This is a genomic window from Microbacterium sp. bgisy203 (assembly GCF_057706945.1).
In genome coordinates this window covers 140,699-165,985 of record NZ_JBYIPF010000005.1, presented here as the reverse complement: position 1 = coordinate 165,985, position 25,287 = coordinate 140,699, and the positions used below count along the sequence as shown (strand labels likewise).

General features: G+C 70.8%; 25 protein-coding genes. 23 read left to right on the top strand and 2 right to left on the bottom strand.

What is annotated here, in order from left to right:
* Window positions 1-66 precede the first annotated feature (66 nt).
* From AC3ENQ_RS09925 to AC3ENQ_RS09905, 5 genes are all read left to right on the top strand, one after another.
* Window positions 67-1,188: a histidinol-phosphate transaminase gene (locus tag AC3ENQ_RS09925; RefSeq protein ID WP_431804143.1), complete on the top strand. Its 1,122-nt coding sequence runs from the start codon at window positions 67-69 to the stop codon at window positions 1,186-1,188.
* 24 nt (window positions 1,189-1,212) lie between these two features.
* Complete coding sequence (gene hisB, locus AC3ENQ_RS09920) at window positions 1,213-1,824, top strand: imidazoleglycerol-phosphate dehydratase HisB (protein ID WP_431804141.1); 612 nt, start codon at window positions 1,213-1,215, stop codon at window positions 1,822-1,824.
* Window positions 1,821-2,504, top strand: a complete 684-nt coding sequence (gene hisH / locus AC3ENQ_RS09915; protein WP_431804139.1) for an imidazole glycerol phosphate synthase subunit HisH — start codon at window positions 1,821-1,823, stop codon at window positions 2,502-2,504. The genes hisB and hisH overlap by 4 nt, the downstream gene beginning before the upstream one ends.
* 78 nt (window positions 2,505-2,582) lie before the next feature.
* A complete protein-coding gene (gene priA / locus AC3ENQ_RS09910) occupies window positions 2,583-3,329 on the top strand; it encodes a bifunctional 1-(5-phosphoribosyl)-5-((5-phosphoribosylamino)methylideneamino)imidazole-4-carboxamide isomerase/phosphoribosylanthranilate isomerase PriA (RefSeq protein ID WP_431804137.1) in 747 nt (248 codons plus the stop codon).
* Complete coding sequence (locus AC3ENQ_RS09905; RefSeq protein WP_431804135.1) at window positions 3,313-4,080, top strand: SseB family protein; 768 nt, start codon at window positions 3,313-3,315, stop codon at window positions 4,078-4,080. The genes priA and AC3ENQ_RS09905 overlap by 17 nt, the downstream gene beginning before the upstream one ends.
* A gap of 73 nt (window positions 4,081-4,153) precedes the next feature.
* On the opposite strand, the gene AC3ENQ_RS09900 is transcribed toward AC3ENQ_RS09905, so the two are convergent.
* The gene (locus tag AC3ENQ_RS09900) at window positions 4,154-4,588 is read right to left on the bottom strand and encodes a DUF1844 domain-containing protein (protein ID WP_431804133.1); all 435 of its coding nucleotides are present in this window, start codon (window positions 4,586-4,588) and stop codon (window positions 4,154-4,156) included.
* 197 nt (window positions 4,589-4,785) lie between these two features.
* Between AC3ENQ_RS09900 and infC the strand changes: the two genes are divergently transcribed.
* The 10 genes from infC (at window position 4,786) to pheT (ending at window position 14,462) form a co-directional block, all read left to right on the top strand.
* Window positions 4,786-5,484 (top strand): translation initiation factor IF-3, encoded by a 699-nt coding sequence (infC, locus tag AC3ENQ_RS09895; RefSeq protein WP_431804131.1) that lies wholly within the window; start codon window positions 4,786-4,788, stop codon window positions 5,482-5,484.
* A gap of 58 nt (window positions 5,485-5,542) precedes the next feature.
* Window positions 5,543-5,737, top strand: coding sequence for a 50S ribosomal protein L35 (gene rpmI / locus AC3ENQ_RS09890; RefSeq protein ID WP_005048908.1), 195 nt, complete (start codon window positions 5,543-5,545; stop codon window positions 5,735-5,737).
* Between the two features lie 28 nt (window positions 5,738-5,765).
* Entirely contained in the window at window positions 5,766-6,146 is a 381-nt protein-coding gene (gene rplT / locus AC3ENQ_RS09885; RefSeq protein ID WP_431804128.1) for a 50S ribosomal protein L20, read from the top strand.
* 288 nt (window positions 6,147-6,434) lie between these two features.
* A complete protein-coding gene (locus tag AC3ENQ_RS09880) occupies window positions 6,435-7,235 on the top strand; it encodes a TrmH family RNA methyltransferase (protein WP_431804126.1) in 801 nt (266 codons plus the stop codon).
* Between the two features lie 89 nt (window positions 7,236-7,324).
* Window positions 7,325-8,113, top strand: a complete 789-nt coding sequence (locus AC3ENQ_RS09875) for an amino acid ABC transporter ATP-binding protein (RefSeq protein ID WP_431804124.1) — start codon at window positions 7,325-7,327, stop codon at window positions 8,111-8,113.
* Window positions 8,114-8,185: 72 nt separating this feature from the next.
* Window positions 8,186-9,100: a glutamate ABC transporter substrate-binding protein gene (locus AC3ENQ_RS09870; RefSeq protein WP_431804122.1), complete on the top strand. Its 915-nt coding sequence runs from the start codon at window positions 8,186-8,188 to the stop codon at window positions 9,098-9,100.
* Between the two features lie 104 nt (window positions 9,101-9,204).
* On the top strand, window positions 9,205-9,852 hold the full coding sequence (locus tag AC3ENQ_RS09865) for an amino acid ABC transporter permease (protein WP_431804120.1): 648 nt from the start codon (window positions 9,205-9,207) through the stop codon (window positions 9,850-9,852).
* On the top strand, window positions 9,849-10,799 hold the full coding sequence (locus tag AC3ENQ_RS09860; RefSeq protein ID WP_431804118.1) for an amino acid ABC transporter permease: 951 nt from the start codon (window positions 9,849-9,851) through the stop codon (window positions 10,797-10,799). The genes AC3ENQ_RS09865 and AC3ENQ_RS09860 overlap by 4 nt, the downstream gene beginning before the upstream one ends.
* A gap of 79 nt (window positions 10,800-10,878) precedes the next feature.
* On the top strand, window positions 10,879-11,940 hold the full coding sequence (gene pheS / locus AC3ENQ_RS09855) for a phenylalanine--tRNA ligase subunit alpha (RefSeq protein WP_431804116.1): 1,062 nt from the start codon (window positions 10,879-10,881) through the stop codon (window positions 11,938-11,940).
* Window positions 11,940-14,462 (top strand): phenylalanine--tRNA ligase subunit beta, encoded by a 2,523-nt coding sequence (gene pheT / locus AC3ENQ_RS09850; RefSeq protein ID WP_431804114.1) that lies wholly within the window; start codon window positions 11,940-11,942, stop codon window positions 14,460-14,462. Before pheS ends, pheT begins: the two co-directional genes overlap by 1 nt.
* A gap of 189 nt (window positions 14,463-14,651) precedes the next feature.
* Here the strand turns inward: pheT and AC3ENQ_RS09845 are convergent, their stop codons facing one another.
* Complete coding sequence (locus tag AC3ENQ_RS09845; RefSeq protein WP_431804112.1) at window positions 14,652-15,782, bottom strand: AAA family ATPase; 1,131 nt, start codon at window positions 15,780-15,782, stop codon at window positions 14,652-14,654.
* A gap of 85 nt (window positions 15,783-15,867) precedes the next feature.
* On the opposite strand from AC3ENQ_RS09845, the gene AC3ENQ_RS09840 reads away from it, so the two are divergent.
* The 8 genes from AC3ENQ_RS09840 to AC3ENQ_RS09805 all read left to right on the top strand — a co-directional run bounded on the left by AC3ENQ_RS09840 (window position 15,868) and on the right by AC3ENQ_RS09805 (window position 25,074).
* On the top strand, window positions 15,868-16,683 hold the full coding sequence (locus AC3ENQ_RS09840; protein WP_431804110.1) for an ABC transporter ATP-binding protein: 816 nt from the start codon (window positions 15,868-15,870) through the stop codon (window positions 16,681-16,683).
* On the top strand, window positions 16,665-18,248 hold the full coding sequence (locus AC3ENQ_RS09835) for a hypothetical protein (RefSeq protein ID WP_431804109.1): 1,584 nt from the start codon (window positions 16,665-16,667) through the stop codon (window positions 18,246-18,248). Before AC3ENQ_RS09840 ends, AC3ENQ_RS09835 begins: the two co-directional genes overlap by 19 nt.
* Before the next feature lie 402 nt (window positions 18,249-18,650).
* The gene (argC, locus tag AC3ENQ_RS09830; protein WP_431804107.1) at window positions 18,651-19,709 is read left to right on the top strand and encodes an N-acetyl-gamma-glutamyl-phosphate reductase; all 1,059 of its coding nucleotides are present in this window, start codon (window positions 18,651-18,653) and stop codon (window positions 19,707-19,709) included.
* Window positions 19,706-20,863 (top strand): bifunctional glutamate N-acetyltransferase/amino-acid acetyltransferase ArgJ, encoded by a 1,158-nt coding sequence (gene argJ / locus AC3ENQ_RS09825; RefSeq protein ID WP_431804105.1) that lies wholly within the window; start codon window positions 19,706-19,708, stop codon window positions 20,861-20,863. Before argC ends, argJ begins: the two co-directional genes overlap by 4 nt.
* Window positions 20,860-21,786 (top strand): acetylglutamate kinase, encoded by a 927-nt coding sequence (gene argB, locus AC3ENQ_RS09820; protein ID WP_431804103.1) that lies wholly within the window; start codon window positions 20,860-20,862, stop codon window positions 21,784-21,786. The genes argJ and argB overlap by 4 nt, the downstream gene beginning before the upstream one ends.
* Window positions 21,783-23,069, top strand: coding sequence for an acetylornithine transaminase (locus AC3ENQ_RS09815; RefSeq protein ID WP_431804101.1), 1,287 nt, complete (start codon window positions 21,783-21,785; stop codon window positions 23,067-23,069). Before argB ends, AC3ENQ_RS09815 begins: the two co-directional genes overlap by 4 nt.
* The gene (argF, locus tag AC3ENQ_RS09810) at window positions 23,066-23,989 is read left to right on the top strand and encodes an ornithine carbamoyltransferase (protein WP_431804099.1); all 924 of its coding nucleotides are present in this window, start codon (window positions 23,066-23,068) and stop codon (window positions 23,987-23,989) included. The genes AC3ENQ_RS09815 and argF overlap by 4 nt, the downstream gene beginning before the upstream one ends.
* Window positions 23,968-25,074: a heparan-alpha-glucosaminide N-acetyltransferase domain-containing protein gene (locus AC3ENQ_RS09805; protein WP_431804097.1), complete on the top strand. Its 1,107-nt coding sequence runs from the start codon at window positions 23,968-23,970 to the stop codon at window positions 25,072-25,074. Before argF ends, AC3ENQ_RS09805 begins: the two co-directional genes overlap by 22 nt.
* Window positions 25,075-25,287: the final 213 nt, after the last annotated feature.

Below are 25,287 nucleotides of genomic sequence, written 5' to 3'. Positions count from 1 at the left end.
TCTCGACGCTCGGCGGGTGTCAGCGCGATCCTGTTCGCCGTCCCCGCACCGCTGAGCGCCCCTACGATGGATGCCGTGAGTGCCAGTCTCGACGACCTCCCTCTTCGCTCCGACCTGCGCGGCCAGATGCCCTACGGCGCACCGCAGGCTCCGCTTCCGGTCGCTCTCAACGTCAACGAGAACACGCACCCGGTGCCCGAAGAGGTCGCCGACGACATCCTCGACTCCGTCGCCCACGCCTTGCGCGAGGTCAACCGCTACCCCGACCGCGAGTTCACCGCGCTGCGCGAGGGTTTCGCGGACTATCTGGGTCACGGCCTCACCGCCGACCATATCTGGGCGGGCAACGGCTCGAACGAGGTTCTGCAACACCTGCTCCAGGCCTTCGGCGGGCCGGGGCGCACGGCGTTCGGTTTCGCGCCGACCTACTCGATGTACCCGTTGCTGACACGGGGCACCGGGGCCGAGTACGTCTCCGGGACGCGCGGGGTCGACTACACGCTCTCCGCGGAGTCCGCCGCCGAGCAGATCGCGGATGCCGCGCCCGACGTCACCTTCCTCTGCGCGCCGAACAACCCCACGGGCACACCCCTCGGCGTCGACGTCATCGAGGCGGTCTACGACGCGACCGACGGCATCGTCATCGTCGACGAGGCGTACCAGGAGTTCGCGCCGCGCGACTCGCGGTCGGCGCTCACGCTCCTTCCCGGCCGCGAGCGGCTCGTCGTCTCCCGCACCATGAGCAAGGCGTTCGCCTTCGCCGGCGCTCGCGTCGGCTACCTCGCCGCCGACCCCGCGCTCATCGACGCGCTGCGCCTCGTACGCCTGCCCTATCACCTGAGCGCCCTCACCCAGGCGGCCGCCACGGCGGCACTCCGGCACGCCCCCGAGATGCTCGCGATGGTCGACGAGATCGTCGGGCAGCGCGACCGCATCTCCGCGACGCTCGACGCGCTCGGCTACCACCCCTACGAGAGCTGGACGAACTTCGTCCTCTTCTCCGACGTCGACGACCCTGCTGCGACGTGGCAGGCGCTCTACGAGCAGGGCGTGCTCATCCGCGACATCGGGCTCCCGCGGAGCCTCCGGGTCACGGCCGGCACCGAGGCGGAATCGACCGCGTTCCTCGACGCTCTGGCGTCGCTCGGCCCCGGCGGCGCGCACGGCGTCACGGAGGAACGCGGCTGATCCGCCCTCGCTAGACTCGGCACCATGAGCACCCCCGCGCCCCGCACGGCCGAGATCCGTCGCGCGACGAGCGAGTCGACCGTCGAGCTCTCCCTCGACCTCGACGGCACCGGACAGAGCACGATCGACACGACCGTGCCGTTCTTCGACCACCTGCTGACCGCGTTCGCGAAGCACTCGCTCACCGACCTCACCGTGCGCGCGTCGGGCGACACCGACATCGACGCGCACCACACCGTCGAAGACGTCTCCATCGTCCTCGGCCAGGCGATCCGACAGGCGCTCGGCGACAAGTCGGGTATCTCGCGCTACGGCGACGCCCTCGTCCCGCTCGACGAAGCGCTCGCGCAGGCCGTCGTCGACATCAGCGGGCGGCCCTATCTCGTGCACACCGGAGAACCCGCCGGGTTCGAGTACCACCTCATCGGCGGCCACTTCACGGGTTCGCTCGTCCGACACACGTTCGAGGCGATCGCGTTCAACGCGGGGCTCACCGTCCACGTGACCGTCCTCGCGGGTCGCGACCCGCACCACATCGCCGAAGCGGAGTACAAGGCGTTCGCGCGCGCGTTCCGTCAGGCGAAGGCGCTCGACCCGCAGGTGCGCGGCATCCCCAGCACGAAGGGCGCCCTGTGACCGACGCCGGGGCGCCACGCGGCGGGGAGGTCGACGAAGGCCGACCCCTCGTCGCCGTCCTCGACTACGGCTCCGGCAACGTCCACTCCGCGGTCAAGGCCCTCGCCGCCGCCGGCGCCGACGCCCGGCTCACCTCCGACCGCGGCCTCATCACCGAGGCGGCGGGGCTCGTCGTGCCGGGGGTCGGGGCCTTCAGCGCCGTGATGTCGGCGCTCCAAGCGAGCCGCGGTGACGAGCTCATCGGGCGACGGCTCGCAGGAGGTCGTCCCGTGCTCGGCATCTGCGTCGGCATGCAGGTGCTGTTCGAGCACGGCGTCGAGCGCGGCGTCGAGACCGACGGCCTCGGCGAATGGCCGGGCGCGGTCACCGAACTCGATGCGCCCGTGCTGCCGCACATGGGCTGGAACACCGTGCGCGTCGGCGAGGGATCGGTCCTCTTCGACGGCATCGCGGACGAGCGCTTCTACTTCGTCCACTCGTACGGCGCGCAGCACTGGACGCTCGACGCGATGCCGCAGTTCCGCGCGCCGAGCGTGACGTGGTGCGACTACGGCACGCCGTTCATCGCCGCCGTCGAGAACGGTCCGCTGTCGGCGACGCAGTTCCACCCCGAGAAGAGCGGGGCGGCAGGCATCCGACTCCTCCGCAACTGGGTCTCCTCCCTCCCCGGCTCCGCGTGACCGCGTCGCCCGGGTAGTCTCTCTGTTTGTGCCCCGCCCGCTCGGGCCTGCGCGCACCCACCACCCCTTTCTGGAGCCATGAACGATTTCGCGTCGACCCCTGAACTGATCCTCCTGCCGGCCGTGGACGTCGCCGACGGCAAGGCCGTGCGTCTCACGCAGGGCGAGGCCGGCTCTGAGACGAGCTATGGCGACCCGGTCGACGCGGCGCTCGCCTGGGCGCATCAGGGCGCGCAGTGGGTCCACCTCGTCGACCTCGACGCCGCCTTCGGTCGCGGCACCAACACGGGTGTCATCCGCAAGGTGATCAAGCAGCTCAAGGGCGTGCAGGTCGAGCTCTCGGGCGGCATTCGCGACGACGCGACGCTCGAGGCGGCGCTCGAATCGGGCGCGTCGCGCATCAACCTCGGCACCGCCGCGCTCGAGAACCCCGAGTGGGCGGCGGATGTGATCAGCCGCTACGGCGAGGCGATCGCCGTCGGACTCGACGTCCGCGGCACGACCCTCGCCGCGCGCGGGTGGACCCGCGAGGGCGGTGACCTGTGGCAGGTGCTCGATCGCCTCGAGGACGCCGGCTGCAGCCGCTACGTCGTCACCGACGTCACGAAGGACGGCACCCTCAAGGGCCCGAATCTCGAGCTTCTGCGCGACGTGACTTCGCGCACCACCCGTCCTGTCGTGGCATCGGGCGGCATCTCGAGCCTCGACGACATCGCGGCGCTGCGCGAGCTCGTGCCGCTGGGCGTCGAAGGCGCGATCGTCGGCAAGGCCCTGTACGCGGGGGCGTTCACCCTCGCCGAGGCGCTGGATGTCGCCGCAGGCTGACCATCCCGCCGACTCCGCCGGCGTCCCCTGGGAGGGGCGGAGCTTCGAGCCGAACCCGCACGCCGGTGACGACGGGTCGGCCGACCCCGCCCTGCTCGCGGCGCTGACGGCCTTCCGCGCAGGGAGCGGGGATGCCGCGGCGATCGTCGACGCCTATCGTTCCGCACGCCTGCTGATCCCGCTGGTGGCCGAGGCGGGCGACGTCGGCGTCGCCCCGTCGGGGCTCGCCGTCGACAAGACGCAGGAACTGTCGATCGTCACCGTCGCCGCACCCGACGGACGCCGCGTCCTGCCGGTGTTCACGTCGGTGCAGGCGCTCGCCGCATGGGACCCGAAGGCGCGGCCCGTCCCCGCAGACGGAGTGCGAACGGCGCTGTCGGCCGCCGCCGACGACACCGACCTGATCGTCGTGGATCCGGCATCCGTCACGGAGTTCGTCCTTCGCCGCCCTGCCGTCTGGGCGATCGGCCAGGGACTTCCGTGGGAGCCGGCCTGGCGCTCACCCGAGGTCTACGCGGGGCTGCAGGAGTCGATCGGCGGAGAGCTCGGGGTCCTCGACCTCGCGGTCACCGACGGCGACCCATCGGGGCGGCTCCGCGGGCCGGAGCTCATCGTGCGCCTCCACCTCGTCGACGGACTCGATCAGGTCGAGCTCGACGCGATCCTGCAGCGCCTCGCCGCGCGCTGGGCGGCCGACGACCGCATCGCGGTGCTCGTCGACTCACTGACGGTCAAGCTTCTGCGCGGCTGATCCGTCCCGCGCGTCGCGTCGCCGGCCAGGTGACCGGGAACTCAGGTGACCGGGGACTCAGGTGACCGGGGACTCAGGTGACCGGGCCGGTCCACTTCTCGCCGGGTCCCTTGCCGATCGGATCGGGGATGACGGATGCTTCGCGGAACGCGAGCTGCACCGAGCGCAGCCCGTCGCGGAGCGACCGAGCGTGCATGTCGCTGATCTCGGGGGCGCCGGCGGTGATGAGGCCGGCGAGGGCGTTGATGAGCTTCCGCGCCTCGTCGAGGTCGGTCTGGGTCTCCGGGTCGTCGGCGAGGCCGACCTTGACGGCCGCGGCGCTCATCAGGTGGACGGCCGCCGTCGTGATGACCTCGACGGCCGGCACGTCAGCGATGTCGCGGCTGGCGGCGGCCGCCGCGCGCTCCTGCTCCTCCCAGCGGGCGAGGCGTTCGGCCTCCTGAGCATGGGCCGCGGGGTCGTGCGTGGCATCGTCGCGGGGGGCGGGGGAGGAGGAGGTCGTGTCCACGGGGGGCTTTCTGCTAGACTGGGCGCGCACCGGAGTGTTCTGCTCCGGATCGAAAGTGGATCACATCCCACCCGCGCTTGCCGCTCCAGGCTACCGGGTCCCGCACTCCGCCCCGGCATCGGGGTAGCCACGACCTGGGTTCAGGGCATGGGTCAGGGTGCAGAACTTCCCGCAGCGAACCGAGCTGCGCGGGGTGGATGAGAGGCGCTTCCGCCCGCGGCACACCCGTGCCCGGGGCATCCACCCGTACGACAGAGGAGTTCCGCATCAGCGATCCCCGCACCAACGACCGCATCCGCGTCCCCGAGGTCCGCCTCGTCGGGCCGAACGGTGAGCAGGTCGGCGTCGTCCGCATCGAGGCCGCTCTGCGCCTCGCGCAGGAAGCAGACCTCGACCTGGTCGAAGTCGCCCCCAACTCGAAGCCGCCCGTGGTCAAGATCATGGACTACGGGAAGTTCAAGTACGAAGCGGCGCAGAAGGCCAAGGAAGCACGACGCAACCAGGCCAACACGGTCCTCAAGGAAGTCCGCTTCCGCCTGAAGATCGAGGCGCACGACTACACGACCAAGCTCAAGCGCGCCGAAGGCTTCCTGCAGGCGGGCGACAAGGTCAAGGCCATGATCCTCTTCCGCGGTCGCGAGCAGTCCCGCCCCGAGCAGGGCGTGCGCCTGCTCAAGAAGTTCGCGGAGGATGTCGCCGAGTTCGGCACCGTGGAGTCCAACCCCACGATCGACGGCCGCAACATGGTCATGGTGATCGCACCGCACAAGAACAAGTCCGAGGTCAAGACCGAGCAGAACGCCCAGCGCGCTGCGAACAAGGAGGCGGCGCGCCAGGCGCGAACCGGCTCCGGTGAGACCGAGACCGCCCCTGCCGCCGAGGCCGTCGCCGAGTAAGCGGCGCCCCGGCCCCACAGACTCCCGCCGCGCGGGAACCACAACGAAGGATAGAGACATGCCGAAGCAGAAGACCCACTCGGGCGCCAAGAAGCGCTTCAAGGTCACCGGAAGCGGGAAGATCAAGAAGCAGCAGGCGAACCTCCGCCACAACTTCGAGGGCAAGCCCACCAAGCGCACCCGTCGCCTGTCGGCCGACAAGATCCTCGCCCCGGGTGACGCCAAGGTCGCCAAGAAGCTCCTCGGCATCTGACGCCGTCGCACGTTAGGAAAGACAAGAAATGGCTAGAGTCAAGCGGGCCGTCAACGCCCAGAAGAAGCGTCGCGTCATCCTCGAGCGCGCCTCCGGTTACCGGGGTCAGCGTTCGCGCCTGTACCGCAAGGCGAAGGAGCAGGTCACCCACTCACTCGTCTACGCGTACCGCGACCGTCGCAAGCGCAAGGGCGACTTCCGCCGCCTGTGGATCCAGCGCATCAACGCCGCGAGCCGCCAGAACGGCCTCACGTACAACCGGTTCATCCAGGGACTCGGCCTCGCGGGCGTGCAGGTCGACCGTCGCATGCTCGCCGAGCTCGCCGTGAACGAGCCGAAGACGTTCGCGTCGCTCGTTCAGACCGCGAAGGCGGCTCTTCCCGCCGACGTGAACGCGCCCAAGGCGTAAGTACCACGCAGCACCTCGAAGGGGCGTCCTCCACTCGGAGGGCGCCCCTTCGTCGTGAGTCGTGCTCCGCTCCCGCCCGTGCCCCCGTCTGGGCTCGCGAATCACCCGTGCCTTCCCGAATCACCGCCGAAATCACGCGAATCAGGCGGTGATTCGCGAATCAGGCGGTGATTCGCGAGAGAGAGGCGGGGCGAGGGGATGCCTCCGCTCGGCGCGGCACCCGCGCCTCCGCTCGGCGCGGCGCCCACGCCTCCCGACGAGCGGCCCTCTCGTCCCTAGGATGGGACCGTGCTCGAGAACCCCCGCTCCCCGCGCGTGCGCGCCGTCGCCAAGCTGACCAAGCGCTCGGCCCGTCAGGAGACCGGCCTGTTCCTCTTGGAGGGTCCGCAGGCCGCGCGCGAGGCGCTGGCCTACCGTCCCGACACCCTCGTCGAGATCTTCGCGACGCCGACCGCGATGGAGCGGCACCCCGGCATCCGCGACGCCGCCCGCGAGGCGGGCCTCGACGTCGAATACACGACCGAGGCCGTCCTCGACGCGATGGCCGACACCGTCACCCCGCAGGGCATCGTCGCCGTCGCCCGCCAATCGCCGACGGCACTCAAGGACGTGTTCGCGGCATCCCCCCGCCTCATCGCCATCTGCGAGGAGGTGCGCGACCCCGGCAACCTCGGCACGATCATCCGTGCCGCCGATGCGGCAGGTGCGGATGCCGTCATCCTCACCGGTCGGACGGTCGACCCTTACAACCCCAAGGTCGTCCGCGCCACGACGGGGTCGCTCTTCCACGTGCCGGTCGCCGTCGGCGCGGAGCTCGGCACGACCGTCGCGCGGGCCCACGAAGCGGGCCTGCGGGTCATCGCCGCCGACGTCGGGGGAGACGACTTCCTCGCGCGGCGCAGCCTGCTCGCCGAGCCGACCGCCTGGCTCTTCGGAAACGAGGCCCGCGGCCTCGACGAGGACGCCCTAGGCCACGCAGACCTGTCTCTGCGCCTGCCCATCTACGGGCGGGCCGAGTCGCTCAACCTCGCCACCGCGGCGAGCGTCTGCCTGTACGAGACGGCCTTCGCGCAGCGCGCGACCGCCTGAGCGGTCGATTGTTCCACCCGGGTTACGACTCGGTCAAGATCCTGTGCAGAAGTTGAGAGAGCGCCGGGTGCTCCGCCTAGGCTGACCCCATGGCGACACCCGATCCGGCTCCGCGTACCTCGAACATCTCGGTTCGCCGCGGCGATCCTCTCGTCGTGATCGACGGCGTGGAGAAGTACTACGGCGACTTCCATGCGCTCAAAGACATCGACCTCACCGTCAACCGCGGCGAGGTCGTCGTCGTCATCGGGCCGTCGGGATCGGGCAAGTCGACCCTCTGCCGCACGATCAACCGCCTCGAGACCATCTCGGAGGGCACGATCACGATCGACGGCAAGGAGCTCCCCAAGGAAGGCAAGGCGCTCGCCAACCTCCGCGCCGATGTCGGCATGGTCTTCCAGTCGTTCAACCTCTTCTCCCACCTCACGATCCTCGAGAACGTGACCCTCGGGCCCATCAAGGTGAAGAAGATGAAGAAGGCGGATGCCGAGCGCGAGGCGAAGACCCTCCTCGAGCGCGTCGGTGTGGCGCAGCAGGCGTCCAAACTCCCCGCCCAGCTCTCGGGCGGTCAGCAGCAGCGCGTCGCGATCGCCCGAGCGCTCGCGATGAAGCCCAAGGTCATGCTCTTCGACGAGCCGACGAGCGCTCTGGACCCCGAGATGATCAACGAGGTGCTCGACGTCATGGTGGGGCTCGCTCAGGACGGCATGACGATGATCGTCGTGACGCACGAGATGGGCTTCGCGCGTAAGGCCGCCGACCGCGTCGTGTTCATGGCCGACGGCCGCATCGTTGAGGAGAGCACCCCCGACGAGTTCTTCACGAATCCGCAGAGCGACCGCGCGAAGGACTTCCTCTCGAAGCTCATCACGCACTGACCGCTCCCGCACACGTCCGCGTCCTGCACCGTCGCGGCATCACAGAGAAACACACGAAACCTGGAGGATCACATGCGTAAGACCCGGATCGCCGGCGCCTTCGCCGGCATTGCCATCGCCGCCCTCGCCCTCACCGCGTGCAACAGCGGCACGCCGGGCGCCGAGACCTCGCCCTCGGGCGACGCGAGCGAGGCACCCGCGGGCAACCCGTGGACCGTCGCGACCGACGTCTCCATCGACGGCAGCCCCACCTTCGACCGGATCAAGAGCGCCGGCAAGGTCAAGATCGGGGTCAAGGAGGACCAGCCCGGTCTCGGCTACCTCGACCCGACGACGAACACGCGTACCGGCTTCGACGTCGACGTCGCCCGCTGGATCGCCGCATCGCTCGGCTACGACGAGGAAGACATCGAGTTCACGGCCATCCCGTCGGCGAACCGCGAGCAGGCGATCGTGAACGGCGACATCGACTACTACGTCGGCACCTACTCGATCACCGACAAGCGCAAGGAGCTGATCTCCTTCGCCGGCCCGTACTTCGTCACCGGCCAGGGCCTGCTCGTCGCGGCGGACAACGACACCATCACCGGTAAGGACTCGCTCACCGCCGAGGACATCGTGTGCTCGGCGACGGGATCGACCTCGATTCAGCGGATCAAGGACGAAACGCCGGCGGAGACGAAGGAGTACGACACGTACTCCGCGTGCGTCGAAGACCTGAAGAACGGACAGGTCGACGCCGTCACGACCGACGAGGCGATCCTCATCGGCTACGCCGCGCAGTCGCCCGACGAGCTGAAGGTCGTCGGCGACGTCTTCAGCGAGGAGCGCTACGGCGTCGGCATCGCGAAGGGTGACACCGCCCTGCAGGAGTTCATCAACACGATGTTCACCGACGGCGGCGACATCTGGCAGGCCATCTTCGACAAGAACCTCGGCGCCTCCGGCGTGAAGGCCACGCAGCCGGACGTCGACCCGGTCGGCTGATCCTGCAGACGGCCCTCGGGCCGTCACGGTGACCCGGGCGGCGGTATCCCCGCCGCCCGGGTTCCCTGTCCACCACCCCTTCTTCCTGCGAGGAGACCCAGCCGATGGGCGTCATCACCGATCACCTCGATCTCTGGCGTGAGGCGATCACGGGCACGCTGATCCTCTTCTTCGGCGGCGGCCTCATCGCGCTCGTCCTGGGCCTCATCGTCGGTGCGATGCGCGTGTCTCCGATTCCGATCGCCCGCGCCGTCGGTGCCGTCTATGTCAACTGGGTCCGCAACACCCCGCTGACCCTCGTGATGTTCTTCTTCGCGTTCTGCGTGCCGATCCTGCTGCGCGAGCGCATCGACCCGATCGTGCTCCCGACCATCGCGCTCGGCGTCTACACGGCGACCTATGTCGCCGAGACGCTCCGTTCGGGCATCAACACGGTGCCGATCGGGCAAGCCGAGGCCGCTCGAGCGCTCGGCCTCACGTTCTGGCAGGTCATGACGCTCGTGGTCCTGCCGCAGGCGACGCGATCGGTCATCCCGCCGATGATGAGCGTGTTCATCGCCCTGCTGAAGAACACGACCGTCGCGGCCGGATTCTCGGTCCTCAATCTCGGATCCATCCGTTCGTGGCTCAGTGAGCAGGGCGAGAACCAACTGGTCGTGCTCCTGTGGGTCATGGTCATCTTCGTCGTCCTGGTGCTGCTGCTCGCGTGGGTTCAACGCATTCTCGAGAACAAGTGGAGGGTCGCGCGATGAGCTCCGTCATGTACGACGTCCCCGGTCCCCGGGCCATCGTCCGCAACCGCATCATCGGTGTCATCACCGTCCTCCTGCTGCTCGCCGGTATCGCCTGGGTGATCTGGCGCTTCGCCGAGACCGGGCAGTTCACCGCGAAGAAGTGGGAGCTGTTCACCTACAGCTCGATCTGGGGCCTCTTCCTCGAGGCCACGCTCAACACGCTCGCCGCCTTCGCCGCGGCGGCGGTCGGCGCGCTGATCCTCGGATTCGTCCTCGCAATCGGTCGCCTCTCCGACCACGCTTTCATCCGTGTTCCCGTCGGCTGGATCGTCGAGGTGCTGCGCGCGGTTCCGGTGCTCATCTTCATGATGCTGCTGTACTACGGCCTGCCGGTCATCGGCATCCGGATGACCCCCTATTGGGCGGTGGTCATCGCTCTCATCGCCTACAACGGCTCCGTGCTCGCCGAAGTCATCCGCGCCGGCGTCGAGTCGCTGCCGCGCGGCCAGAAAGAGGCCGGGTACGCGATCGGCCTCCGGAAGTCGGGCGTCATGCGTCTCGTCCTGCTTCCGCAGGCGATCCGTGCGATGATGCCGGTCATCGTCGCCCAGCTCGTCGTCACGCTGAAGGACACGGCGCTCGGCTTCATCATCACGTACCAGGAGCTGCTGTACCTCGTGAAGCTCCTCGGTTCCAACGCGGTCTACGGTTCGCCGCTCATTCCCGCGGCGATGGTCGGGGGATCGATCTACGTCGTCCTCTGTCTCGCGCTCTCGTACGTCGCGTACCTCTTCCAGAAGCGGCTTGTCCGCCAGGAGAAGGCGCTGCGTCCGGTGGATGCCATGCACCACCCGGTCGGCGACGTCACGGACACCCAGCTCATCGGTCTGCAGGCTGCGACCGACCGGGCGACGGGCGCCGAGGGCGGCGGCTTCGCACGGCTGCCGCGCCGCGACGACTCCTGACCGCGCGGCTCCTGCCCGCCGGTCCTGATCTGAGGAGGACGACGGGCACGCCCGCGCCCCGCCGGTAGACTCGCTTCTTGTGTCCGACGCACCTCTCATCACGCAAGAAGCGGTGGATGCCGCTGTCGACGGCGCCCTCGCGGCGATCGACGCGGCCTCGTCCACGGCGGAGCTCAAGGCGGCCCGCGCGGCCCACAGCGGTGAGGCATCCGCCCTCGCCCAGCTGAACGCGCAGCTGCGGAACGTCCCGAACGACCAGAAGGCGGCGCTCGGCAAGCTCGTCGGTCAGGCGCGCGGCCGCGTGAACCAGGCGTTCACGACGCGCGAGGCGGCCCTCGTCGAAGCGGAGAGCTTCGCACGGCTCGAGGCCGAGCGGGTCGACATCACGGCGATCGCGCCGCGCGTGCGCGCGGGCGCACGGCATCCCATCTCGCTCCTGCAGGAGGAGATCGCCGACCTGTTCGTCGGCATGGGCTGGGAGATCGCGGAGGGACCCGAGCTCGAGCACGAGTGGTTCAACTTCGACGCGCTCAACTTCGACGTCGACCACCCGGCGCGCCAGATGCAGGACACGTTCTTCGTCGATCCCGTCGCGCGTCACCTCGTGATGCGGACGCACACGAGCCCCGTGCAGGTGCGGTCGATGCTCGAGCGCGGCGCTGCGCTGACCGAGGAGGGACGAGGGATCTACGTCCTGTGCCCGGGCCGCGTCTACCGCACCGACGAGTTCGACGCGACGCACCTGCCCGCCTTCACCCAGTTCGAGGGCCTCGTGATCGACAAGGGCATCACGATGGCGAACCTCAAGGGCACGCTCGACCACGCGGCGAAGGTGCTCTTCGGCGCCGAGGCGAAGACCCGCTTCCGCACGAACTTCTTCCCCTTCACCGAACCCTCCGCCGAGCTCGACCTGTGGCACCCGACCTTCAAGGGCGGGGCGCGCTGGATCGAGTGGGGCGGCTGCGGCATGGTGAACCCCAACGTCCTGCGCGCCACGGGCATCGACCCCGAGGTCTACTCCGGGTTCGCGTTCGGCATGGGCATCGAGCGGACCCTGATGTTCCGCTCGGAGGTGCAGGATATGCGCGACATGGCCGAGGGTGATGTCCGCTTCAGTGAGCAGTTCGGAATGGTGGTCTGATGCGCGTCCCTCTGTCGTGGCTGCGTGAGTACGTCGACGTCCCCGCGGATGCCGGGGTGGACGACGTCTTCGCGGCGCTCGTCTCGGTCGGCTTCGAAGAGGAGGAGGCGATCTCCTTCGAGGTGACCGGGCCCGTCGTCGTCGGGCAGGTGCTCTCCTTCGAGGCCGAGCCGCAGAAGAACGGCAAGACGATCCGCTGGTGCCAGGTCGACGTCGGCGAGGCGGAGCCGCGCGGCATCGTCTGCGGCGCGTCGAACTTCTTCGAGGGCGACAAGGTCGTCGTCGCGCTCCCGGGCGCGGTCCTCCCGGGCCCCTTCCCGATCTCGGCGCGGAAGACCTACGGGCACGTCTCCGACGGCATGATCGCCTCGGCGCGCGAGCTGGGTCTCGGCGACGAGCACTCCGGCATCCTGCGCCTGTCGGAGCTCGGCCTCGACCCGGGACCGGGCACCGACGCGATCGCGCTCCTCGGCCTCGACGACGTCGCGGTCGACGTGAACGTGACGCCCGACCGCGGCTACGCGCTGTCGATCCGCGGCATCGCGCGCGAGTACGCCCACGCGACGGGGGCCGCCTTCCGCGACCCGGCCGAGCATCTGTGGGACGACGTGCAGCCCGGCTCCGGCTTCGCGATCGCGGTCGACGACCAGAACCCCCTGCGCGGACGCGTCGGGGCGAGCGAGTTCGTCGCGCGGGTGGTGCGGGACGTCGACCCGTCGCGCCCGACCCCGGCATGGATGATCGCGCGGCTGACGCTCGCCGGCATCCGCTCGCTCGGCATCCTGATCGACATCACGAACTACGTCATGCTCGAGCTCGGAAACCCGATCCACGGGTACGACCTCGACCGGCTGCAGGGCGGCATCACGGTGCGCCGCGCCGCCGAGGGCGAGAAGATTACGACCCTCGACGGCAAGGAGCGGACGCTCTCTGCCGAAGACCTCCTCATCACCGACGAGTCCGGCCCCATCGGCCTCGCCGGCGTCATGGGCGGCGGCACAACGGAGATGACGGATGCCACGCGCAACGTGCTCATCGAGGCCGCGAACTTCGACACCGTGTCGATCGCGCGCACCGCCCGCCGGCACAAGCTGCCCTCCGAGGCGTCGCGCCGATTCGAGCGCGGCGTCGATCCGCTCATCCCGTTCGTCGCCGCGCGCCGGGTCGCGGACCTCATGGTGGAGCTCGCCGGAGGCACCCTCGACACCGAGTTCGGCGGCGCGCTCTACGGCGAGGTGTTCCTCGCATCGGTCGAGCTGCCGCGCGCCTTCGTGCCGCAGCTCATCGGCGTCGACTACACGGATGCCGAGATCACGGACGCCCTCGAGATGATCGGCTGCGAGGTGTCGGACCTCTCCGGCGATGTCAGCGGCGGGGGTGAGGGCTGGGAGGTCATCCCGCCGTCCTGGCGCCCCGACCTGACCGACAAGTGGACGCTCGCCGAAGAGGTCGCCCGCATCCACGGGCTCGATCGCATCCCCTCGATCCTGCCGACGCCGCCCTCCGGTCGCGGTCTCACGCCGCTGCAGAAGGGCCGCCGCCGCGTCGCGAACGCGCTCGCCGCGGCGGGCTACGTCGAGACGCCGTCGTTCCCGTTCGCGACCGCCGACGCTAACGACCTGCACGGGTCGGCGTCGGGCGAGCAGGCGCCGAGCATCCGGCTCGCGAACCCGCTCGACGGGCAGGCGCCGTACCTCCGCCGCTCGCTCGTGCCGGGCCTGCTGCAGGTCGCGCACCGGAACCTCTCGCGCGGCTTCACCGATCTCGCGCTCTTCGAGACCGGCCTCGTCTTCACCCCCGAGCCCGGCGTCGAGTACGGCACCGCCGAGGTGCCGCCCCTCGCCGTCCGCCCGGACGACGAGACCCTCGCCGCGCTGAACGCCGCGATCCCGCCGCAGCCCCGCCGCGTCGCGGTGCTCCTCACCGGATCGGTCACGGCGCGTCAGCCCGGGCATCCGCCCGTGCTCGCCGACCTCTCCGATGCGCTCGCGGCCGTCCAGACGATCGCGAGCGCCGCCGGCGTCCGCATCGACGTCGCCCAGGGCCAGCGCGCCGCGCTCCACCCGGGGCGCACAGGCGTGCTGACGGTGGGAGGCGTCGAGGTCGGCTACGTCGGCGAGGTGCTGCCGCAGGTGTCGGCGGACGCCGATCTGACCGGTCGCGTGTACGTCGCCGAGCTCGAACTCGACGGCATCCTCTCGCTTGCGGGCGAGCCCGACGTCGCCGCCTCGCTGTCGGGATACCCGGCCGCGACGCAGGACGTCTCGCTCGTCGTCGGCGAGGACGTCGTCGCCGGTGATGTCGCCGCAGCGCTCACCGACGGTGCGGGGGAGTTGCTGGAGTCGCTCCGCCTCGTCGACGACTATCGCGGCCAGGGTCTCGAGCCGGGCACCAAGAGCCTGACGTTCGCGCTGCGCTTCCGGGCACCCGACCGCACGCTCACGGCCGCCGAGGCGACCGAGGCGAAGCTTGCGGGCGTGGCCGTGGCGTCGGAGCGGTACGCCGCGACGATCCGCGAGTAGCGCCGGGAGCGCGGCCCGCCGGCCGCTGGCCGGGAGAATCGTCGGCGCGAATCGTCGCTTCCGCGCGGGATGACGACGATGTGAGCCGACAATTCCCCGCGTGAGCGCGATGTGCGCCGACGATCGGGCGCTCGGGCGCGAGGGCGCGATCTGCGCGACGATTGCCCACGCCGGGCGCGAGGGGATGCCTCAGCGCGAGCCCCAGTTCCACGCCGGGACGTCCATGAAGCCCTGACCGGCGACCTCGGTGCCGCCGGAGCCTCGGCGCAGCTCCACCCGCGCGGGGTCGGGGAGCGCCTCGACCAGGCCCGCCGCGTGCGAGACGACGAGCACCTGGGTGCGTGCGGCGGCGCGTTCGATGAGGCGGGCGAGGGGGCCGAGGAGCGACTCGTGCAGGCTCGCCTCCGGCTCGTTGAGGACGAGGAGGGGCCCCGGCCTCGCCGGCAGGAGCGCGGCGCACAGCAGCAGGTAGCGCAGGGTTCCGTCGGAGAGCTCTCCGGCATCCAGCGGGCGCAGGAGACCGCGCTGCCGCAGGGTCAGCCGGAAGACGCCGTCCTGAGCGGCCACGGTCGCCTGTGAACCGGGGAACGCCTCATGCACCGCCCGGTCGAGATCGGCGCCGAAGCCCGCGTCGACGATCGTCGCCCACGTCGCGGCCAGGCTCGCGCCGTCGTGCGACAGGGTCGGCGTCCGGGTGCCGACCTGCGGCCGGCGCGCGGGAGAGTCCTGATCGACCCGGAAGTGGTCGTAGAAGCGCCACCCGCCCATCATGCGACGCAGGGCCAGGAGTTCGGGTCCGGTGTCGCCGTCGGCGAGGTCGGTGATGATGCTCTCGTACGAGGCGAGTTGCTGATCGAGGGTGACCCACCCGGCGTCGCGGACGCGAGTTCGCTGGCGCAGTCGATCGATCAATAGGGTCGCCGGTTTCGCCACCGCGCCGGCGAACACCTGCTCCCGCTTGATCTCCGGGTCGCGGGAGAACAGCCCCGGTGAGGCGGAATCGGTCTGCGGGATGCCGAGATCGATCAGGTAGCCGAGTTCGTCCGACGAGAATCCCAGCTGCACGGCAATCGGCTTCTTCCGGATCGTGCCCTGGTCGCCGCCGTTCTCCGGCCCCGCCCACAGCACCGACGGCAGACCGCCCTCGCGGGCCAGCGCCCCCACGGCGCGCCCGTTGGCGGTCTGCGCCAGAAGGCGCAGCGCGCGGTACAGGTTCGATTTGCCCGATCCGTTGGGACCGGTGATGACGGTGAGGGGGCCGAGGGGGACGATCACGTCACGTAGCGACCGGTACCCCGCGACGGCGAGTGTGCGCAGCATGGGTTCAGCCTGGCATCCGCCGCGGACATCGCCGGGGCGACCCGGCCCTGTTCCGGCGGCGGGGCGCTCGGTAGGCTCGCGAAGGATGACCGAGACACCGCTTCCGCCCGCCGTCGCCCCTCCCGTTTCCACGCACGCGCAGGCGCTCCCGCCCGCCCTTGCCCTGACGGGCCTCGTCAAGCGATTCGGCGACACGCTCGCCGTCGCCGGCGTCGACCTGCTGGTGCCGCCCGGGTCGTTTTACGGCCTCGTCGGCCCCAACGGCGCCGGCAAGACGACGACGCTCTCGATGGCGACGGGGCTCCTGCGACCGGATGCCGGGACGGCGTGGGTGCACGGAGTGGACGTCTGGGCCGACCCGCCGCGCGCCAAGGCGATGATCGGGAATCTCGCCGACGGGGTGCGCCTGTTCGACCGGCTGACCGGCGAGCAGCTCCTCACGTACACGGCGATGATGTTCTCGGTGCCGCGCGAGGAGATCCCGACGCGCGTCGCCGATCTCCTCGACGTCATGGACCTGCGGGGTGCCGCGGGCGTCATCGTCGCGGACTACTCGGCGGGGATGACGAAGAAGATCGCCCTGGCGTGTGCTCTCGTCAACGCGCCGCGTCTGCTCGTCCTCGACGAGCCGTTCGAGTCCGTCGACCCGGTGTCGGCGGCCAACATCGAGGACGTCCTCCGTTCGTACACGGCATCCGGAGGCACCGTCATCGTCTCGAGCCACTCCATGGACCTCGTCCAGCGCATGTGCGACCACGTCGCGATCATCGCCGCGGGCCGCGTGCTCGCCGCCGGCACGGTCGACCAGGTGCGGGGTGCGCAGTCGCTGCAGGAGCGGTTCGTCGAACTCGTCGGCGGCCGGCACACCTCGGAGGGGCCGTCGTGGTTGCGACAGTCCTGAGGCTCCGGTACCGCATCCTCGGCAACACCCTCGCGCGGAGCCCGTGGCAGCTCGTCGGATTCTGCTTCGGCATCGTCTGGGCGCTGTCGATCCTGGGGCTCGTCGTCTCCGCGATGGTCGGCGCGGGCGCGCTCGCCGACCTCACCACGGTCCGCACGGTCGCGATCCTCGGCGGGTCCGCGCTGCTGGTCGGCTGGCTCGTCGGTCCGCTGCTCGTTGCCGGCACGGACGCCACGGTGGATGCCGTGAAGCTCGCGACCTTCCCCCTGACTCGGCGCCAGGTGATGCAGATCCTCACGATGGTGGGACTCACCGGCATCCCCGGCATCGCGACATCGGTCGCCGCGCTCGCCTCCGTCGCCCTGTGGGTGCGCTGGCCGGTCGCGGCCGTCGCCGCGGTGCCGTGCGCGGCGCTCGCCGTCGTGACGTGTGTGCTCGCCTCGCGCCTCGGCACCGCGCTGTCGGCGGGGCTCGGGGGGAACCGGCGTGGGCGTGAGATCGTCGGCACGGTGGTCCTCCTCCTCGTCGTGTTCGCGGGGCCTCTGCTGAGCGGCATCCTCGCCGTCGTGTCGGGGGCAGGGGATCTCGGCGGGCAGCTGCACCTCGCAGGAAGCGTGCTCGGGTGGACGCCGATCGGAGCGGCCTGGGCCGTGCCCGGCGACCTCGCGGCGGGAGCGTGGCTGACCGGCGCGGCGAAGTTCGTGATCGCTCTCGCGACGCCCGCGCTGCTCTGGCTCGCGTGGGGACGCGTGCTCGATCGCGCCGCGTCCTCGCCGCCGCGACGAACGGCGCGTACCGTGCGGGCCGGATCGTTGGGGCTGTTCGGGGTCATGCCGACGGGCGGCGTCGGCGCCACGTGGGCGCGGTCGCTGACGGGGTGGCTTCGCGACCCCCGCTACCTGCGGCAGCTCATCATCGCGCCGGTGTTCCCCCTGATCTTCGCGTTCACCGGTGGTGTGGACGGGTTCATGTTCATGGCCTCCGCGCTGTTCGCCGCGTTCGTCCTGTGCTTCGTCGGTTACACCGACATCTCCTACGACGGCACGGCGTTCGCCTCCGTCCTCGCGAGCCCCATCCGCGGGTGGGAGGACCGATGGGGGAGGGTGCTGGGGGCCGCGGGCGTCGGCATCCCGCTCGTCGTCGCCATCGCCGTCGTGACCCTCGCGATCGCGGGCCGCCTCGGGCTGCTGCCGGCGGTGCTCGGCGCGTCGCTCGGGCTGCTGCTCGTCGGGTACGGGGTGACGGCGGTCTCGTCGGCGCTCATCGTGACCCCCGTCGCCGCTCCCGGCGACAGCCCGTTCAAGACGGTGCCCGGGCAGACGTTCGTGAGCGGCCTGCTCGTCTTCGTCGTGATCGGGGTCAGCGCGGTCCTCGCCGCGCCCGCTCTCGTCGTCGCGGCGATCTCGCTGACCACGGGCGACGCGGCCCTCGCCTGGGTCGCGCTCGCCGTCGGCATCCTGACGGGCGTCGCGGTGGTCGTCGCTGGCGTGCTGCTGGGCGGGCGCACCCTCGAGCGGACCGGGCCGGACCTCCTCGTCCGGATCAAGGCGTTCCCCATGGGGTGAGCGGTCGCGGGGTCGCGTCGCGGCCGCAGGTTCCTGCACCGCGCACGGTGACTCCGTCGTAGGACTGGTGGGGCTGGTGTTATCTGGTGGGGCGTGGGAGTTCACTCCCGCACCACCGGGCCGACGACGGGTACCCGGCCTCGCCCGATGACGACGGGATGAGCCCGGATTTGCGCCCGCGCCCGTCCGGGCGCTATCGTCGCGGCATGCTCTCGGCCCCGATCACCGTCTTCGCGGTGTCCGGCGCGCGCCGACGCGGCATCCGTCTGGGCGACCGCCGACTCTAGGCGACCCCGCGCTCCTCGCCGTCCCGCGGCGGGTCGAGCCGTCGGAGTCGCCGTCGCCGGTCCCTGCCGCCCGCATCCCGCGTCGCGGCACCGCTTCAGACAATAAGGTTGGACAATGACCTATTCGGTCGCCGTCTCCGGCGCTTCCGGCTATGCGGGGGGCGAGATCCTGCGCGTGCTCGCCGCCCATCCCGACATCGAGATCACCACCGTCACGGCGCACTCGAACGCCGGTCAGCCCCTCGCGCTGCACCAGCCGCACCTGCGCCAGCTTGCGCACCTGACCCTCCAGGACACGACGCCCGAGGTCCTCGCCGGCCACGACATCGTCTTCCTCGCCCTGCCGCACGGCCAATCGGGGCAGTACACGGATGCCCTGGGAGATGTGCCTCTCGTCATCGACGCGGGCGCCGATCACCGCCTCACGTCGCAGGATGCCTGGGACGCGTTCTACGGCGGGGCGTTCCACGAGCCGTGGGCGTACGGCGTTCCCGAGTTGCCGGTCGCGGGTGCAGAGGGAAGCGGCACGCAGCGCGACAACCTCGTCGGTGCGCGGCGCATCGCGGCCCCCGGCTGCAACGCGTCGACGGTGTCGCTGAGTCTCGCGCCCGGCGTCGCGGCGGGGGTCATCGACCCCTCCGACATCGTGAGCGTCCTCGCCGTCGGACCGTCGGGCGCCGGCAAGAGCCTCAAGACCAACCTGCTCGCCGCCGAGATCCTCGGCTCCGCGAACCCGTATGCCGTCGGCGGCACGCACCGGCACATCCCCGAGATCCGCCAGGCGCTCGTCGCCGCGGGCGCGGCCGGGGACGTACGGATCTCCTTCACGCCCGTCATCGTGCCGATGGCCCGCGGCATCCTCGCGACCTCCTCGGCCCCGATCGCGGAGGGCGTGACGGATGCCGGGATCCGGGGTGCCTGGGAGGCCGCTTACGCCGACGAGACGTTCGTCGAGCTCCTTCCCGAGGGTCAGTTCCCGCGCACCGCCGACGTCCTCGGCGCGAACACCGCGCTCCTGGGCCTCGCGATCGACCGCGCCGCGAACCGCGTCGTCGTGGTCGCGGCGGTCGACAACCTCGTGAAGGGCACGGCGGGCGCCGCCGTCCAATCCATGAACATCGCCCTGGGTCTTCCCGAAGACCGGGGCCTCACCGTGAACGGAGTCGCCCCGTGAGCGTCACCGCACCGTCCGGCTTCGAGGCGGCGGGCGTCGCCGCGCAGCTCAAGTCCACCGGCAAGCCCGACGTCGCCGTCGTCGTCAACCGCGGCCCCCTGAAGGTCGGGGCGGCGGTGTTCACGAGCAACCGCGCGAAGGCGAACCCGATCCTCTGGTCGCAGCAGGCGATCGCCGACGGCACGGTCGAGGCGATCGTGCTCAACTCGGGCGGGGCGAACTGCTTCACGGGGTCGTTCGGGTTCCAGACGACGCACCAGACCGCCGAGAGTGCGGGGGAGCTGCTGGGGGTGAGCTCGGGCGACGTGCTCGTCTGCTCGACGGGTCTCATCGGCACGGGCGACGAGGTGTTCCGCGGCAAGGTGCTCGCCGGCACCGAGGCCGCGATCGCCGCGCTCTCCGCGGACGGCGGCGACGACGCGGCGCGCGCGATCATGACGACCGACACGGTCCCCAAGCTCAGCGTGTTCCACGGCGACGGCTGGACGATCGGCGGGATGGCCAAAGGCGCCGGCATGCTCGCGCCGGGCCTCGCCACGATGCTCGTCGTCCTCACGACCGATGCGGTTCTCACCGCCGCGGAGGCAGACGCCCACCTGCGCGCCGCGACTCGCGTGAGCTTCGACCGGCTCGACTCCGACGGCTGCATGTCGACGAACGACCAGGTGACGCTGATGGTCTCGGGGGCCTCGGGCGTGACGCCCGCCGCCGGCGCCTTCGAGGCGGCGCTCACGCAGGTCTGCGAAGACCTCGCGCGGCAGCTGCAGGCGGATGCCGAGGGAGCGAGCCACGACATCACGATCCGCGTCGTGAACGCGGCGAGCGAAGCGGATGCCGTCGAGGTCGGCCGGTCGGTCGCCCGCAACAACCTCTTCAAGGCGGCGATCTTCGGGAACGACCCGAACTGGGGCCGCGTGCTCGCCGCGATCGGCACCACCCAGGCATCCTTCGACCCCTACGCGGTCGATGTGTCCTTCAACGGCGTGCGCCTGTGCAGCGCCGGCGCTCCCGACCGTCCGCGCGAGGAGGTCGACCTGACCCCGCGCGCGACCGATGTGCTCATCGACCTCAAGGAGGGCGATGCGGCGGCGACGATCCTCACGAACGACCTGACGCACGACTACGTCCACGAGAACAGCGCGTACTCCTCATGAGCGATACGACGAGCGACACGACCGGCGACAACGTCCAGCGCACGACGCCCGAGCAGGCGGCCGAGAAGGCCGCCGTCCTGATCGAATCGCTGCCGTGGCTGCAGCGCTTCCGCGACCAGATCATCGTCATCAAGTACGGCGGCAACGCGATGGTGTCCGAGGAGTTGCAGGATGCCTTCGCGCAGGACGTCGCCTACCTCCGCTTCGTCGGGGTGAAGCCCGTCGTCGTGCACGGCGGGGGTCCGCAGATCTCCCAGATGCTCGATCGCCTGGCGATCCCGAGCGAGTTCAAGGGCGGCTACCGGGTGACCTCGACCGAGGCGATGGGAGTCGTCCGCATGGTCCTCACCGGTCAGGTCAACCCCCAGCTCGTGGCTCGCATCAACGCGTACGGCCCGCTTGCCGCGGGGCTCTCGGGCGAAGACGCGGGGCTGTTCGGCGGACGCCGGCGCGGCGTCGTCATCGACGGACTCGAGCACGACCTCGGCGCGGTCGGCGATGTCGTCGCGGTCGACCCGCGGCCGGTCCTCGACCAGCTCGCGGCCGGACGGATCCCGGTCGTCTCCTCGATCGCGCCCGACCTCGATCAGCCCGGCCATTCGCTCAATGTCAACGCCGACGCGGCCGCTGCGTCGCTCGCGATCGAGCTCGGCGCGGCGAAGCTGGTCGTTCTGACCGACGTCGCGGGCCTGTACGCCGATTGGCCGAACCGCGATTCGCTCGTCTCCCACCTCACCGCCGACGAGCTCCGCGCGATGCTGCCGAGGCTCGAATCGGGAATGATCCCGAAGATGCAGGCGTGCCTGGATGCCGTCGACGGCGGCGTCGACACGGCGGCGATCATCGACGGCCGCCAGCCGCACTCGGTGCTGGTGGAGATCTTCACGGAACAGGGAATCGGAACAGAGGTGGTCGCGCAGTGAGCGGGTCGGAGACGGGAATCCAGACGGCGGGGGTCCAGGCATCCTGGCAGGACGACGTGGCGCGCGACCTCGTGCGCAACTCGGGTGACCGGTACGCGCTGTTCGTCCGCGGCGAGGGCTCGTCGCTGTGGGATGCCGACGGCCGCCGCTACCTGGACTTCCTCGGCGGCATCGCGGTGACCTCCCTCGGCCACGCGCACCCCGTGTTCGTGGAGGCGATCGCCCAGCAGGCGGCGACCCTGGCGCACGTCTCGAACTACTTCGCGACCCCGCCGCAGCTCGCGCTCGCCGCGCTCCTCAAGCGCCTCGCGGGCACGGGGGAGTCGGGCCGCGTCTACTTCGGGAACTCCGGCGCCGAGGCGAACGAGGCGGCCTTCAAGCTCGCGCGCCTGCACGGCGGTTCCGACCGCCCCCGCATCCTGTCGCTCAAGAACGCGTTCCACGGACGGACGATGGGCACGCTCGCGCTCACCGGCAAGCCGCAGATGCAGGAGCCGTTCCTCCCGATGACCCCGGGGGTGGAGTCCATCGACTCGACCGTCGAAGCGCTCGAAGCGGCGATGGACGACTCGGTCGCCGCGCTCTTCGTCGAACCGATCAAGGGCGAGGCGGGTGTCGTCGAGCTTCCCGATGGGTACCTCGCCGCGGCGCGCGAGATCACGGCCCGCCACGGCGCGCTCCTCATCATCGACGAGATCCAGACCGGCGCCGGCCGGACCGGCGCATGGTTCGCGTTCCAGCACGAGGGGATCGTCCCCGACGCGATCACGGTCGCGAAGGGCATCGGCGGCGGCTTCCCGATCGGCGCGCTCGTGACCTTCGGCGCGGCGAGCGACCTCTTCTACCCCGGCACGCACGGCTCGACCTTCGGCGGCAACGCCCTCGGCACGGCGACCGCGACCGCCGTCCTCGGCGAGATCGAGCGGGCGGGCCTCGTCGAGAACGCGCGCGTGCGCGGTGACCAGGTGCGTCAGGCTGTCGCGGCGATCGGTTCGAGCCTCGTCGAGGGATGCCGGGGCCGCGGCCTTCTGATCGGCATCGCGCTCACCGCGCCCGTCGCGGGCGCCGTCGTCGCCGCCGCGCAGCAGCACGGGCTGATCATCAACGCCGCGAACGACTCTACGATCCGCATCGCGCCGGCGCTCACGATCGGCGACGTCGAGATCGACGAGTTCCAGGACCTCTTCGCGCGGGCCCTGCGCACCGTGCAGGACGCCCTGCTGCTCGATTCCCCGTCCACGCCCGACAGCCAGACGCCCGACACCTCGGAGGTGCCCGCATGACCCGCCATCTGCTCCGCGACGACGATCTGAGCCCGGCCGAACAGTCCGAGATCCTCGATCTGGCCGTGTCGCTGAAGAAGGACCGCTGGAAGCTGAAGCCCCTCGAGGGCCCTCAGACGGTCGCCGTCATCTTCGACAAGAGCTCGACGCGCACGCGGGTCTCGTTCGCCGTCGGCATCGCCGACCTCGGCGGCTCGCCTCTCGTCATCTCCACCGCGAACAGTCAGCTCGGCGGCAAGGAGACCCCCTCCGACACGGCCCGTGTGCTCGAGCGCCAGGTCGCGGCGATCGTGTGGCGCACATACGCCCAGGCGGGACTGGAGGAGATGGCGCGGGGGACGACCGTTCCCGTCGTCAACGCGCTGAGCGACGACTTCCACCCCTGCCAGCTGCTCGCCGACCTTCTGACGATCCGCGAGCACAAGGGAGAGCTGAAGGGACTCACGCTGACGTTCTTCGGTGACGGCAAGTCCAACATGGGTCACTCGTACGTCCTCGCGGGGGTCACCGCGGGCATGCACGTGCGCGTGGCCTCGCCGGCGGAGTACGCGCCGCGCGAGGACGTCATCGCCGACGCCGACCGCATCGCCGCGCAGACCGGCGGCTCGGTCACGCTGTACTCCGACCCGCACGAGGCGGCATCCGGCGCCGACGTGATCGTCACCGACACGTGGGTGTCGATGGGCAAGGAGGAGGAGAAGCTCCAGCGCTTGCGCGACCTCGGCGGGTACAAGGTCACCCAGGAGACGATGTCGCTTGCGAAGCCCGACGCCATCTTCATCCACTGCCTCCCCGCCGATCGCGGCTATGAGGTGGATGCCGAGGTCATCGACGGACCGCAGTCGGTCGTCTGGGACGAGGCCGAGAACCGCCTCCACGCGCAGAAGGCGCTTCTCGTGTGGCTGCTGCGCCAGCAGTAGCGCGGACGCCCACCGGCTACCTCTCCGGGCCCGCACGCCTGCAGGGGGTCGACCTCGCGCGCGGATTCGCGGTGCTCGGCATGCTCGCCGCGCACCTCGTGACCCTTCCGACGTGGCGGTGGGACGACCCCGCGACGTGGGGCGACATCGTGAACGGGAGGTCGTCGATCCTGTTCGCGACGCTCGCGGGCGTCTCGATCGCGCTCGTCTCCGGCGGCGCCGTGCCGCTCTCGCCCGGCCGGGCGCTGCGGCGTGTCCGGGCCTCGCTGGCCGTGCGCGCCGTGCTCCTGTGGGCCGTGGGCCTCGCGCTGATCGCGACGGGCGTGCCGGTGTACGTGATCCTGCCGGCGTACGGCGTCCTCTTCCTCCTCGCCCTGCCGCTTCTGCGCCTGCGGGCGCCCGCGCTCTGGGCTCTCGCGGCCGCGCTCGCGCTCGTCATGCCGTGGGTGCAGCCGGTGCTCGACGCGCTGCCGCTCTGGGCCGGCGACACCGGGCGTGACGTGTCGAACGCGGTCGGCTGGCATTACCCGGTGACGGTCTGGATCGCATTCGTCGTCGCCGGGCTCGCGGCGGGCCGGTCGGATCTCGCGGCCGCGCGGACGCCGCCCGTCCTCCTCGGGGCCGGCGCGTCGCTGGCGCTCATCGGCTACGGCACGGATGCCGCCGTCACCGCGTCGGGCGCCGTCCCGACCGGAGGTTACCTCTCCGAGGTGCTGGCCGGTGAGGCGCACTCGAGCGGACTGCTCGAAGTGATCGGCTCGGGCGGGTTCGCCCTGGCATCCCTCGCCGTGTGCCTCCTGCTGTGCCGGGTGCGCGCCGCCGCCGCCGTGAGCCTGCCGCTCCGCGCCGTCGGCGCGATGCCCCTCACCGCGTACGTCGGTCAGATTGTCGCCTGGGCGCTCGTGGCCGCTGCCGTGCTCGGAGACACCGGCGACCTCCTCGGCATGCGGGACCTCTCACCCTTCTGGCCGTTCGCGCTCGGCACGATCGCCTTCTGCACCGCGTGGGCGCTGCTGGTGGGCCGCGGCCCGCTCGAGTGGGTGTTCGCGCGCGTCGCCCGTCTCGCGACCCGCCGGGTCGCGTAGCGCGTCGCGCCGGGGTTTCGTCGGCGCGTATCGTCCTCACGTGGGGTTTCGTCGGCGCACCTCGTCGTCATGCGGGTGAATGACGGCGATATGCGCCGACGAAGACGGATGCCGACGATGACGGATGCCGACGATGACGGATGCCGACGAAGACGGATGCCGACGAAGACGGATGCCGCGCTCGCGCGGTCGCGGTTCGCGTGCCTGCCTCCA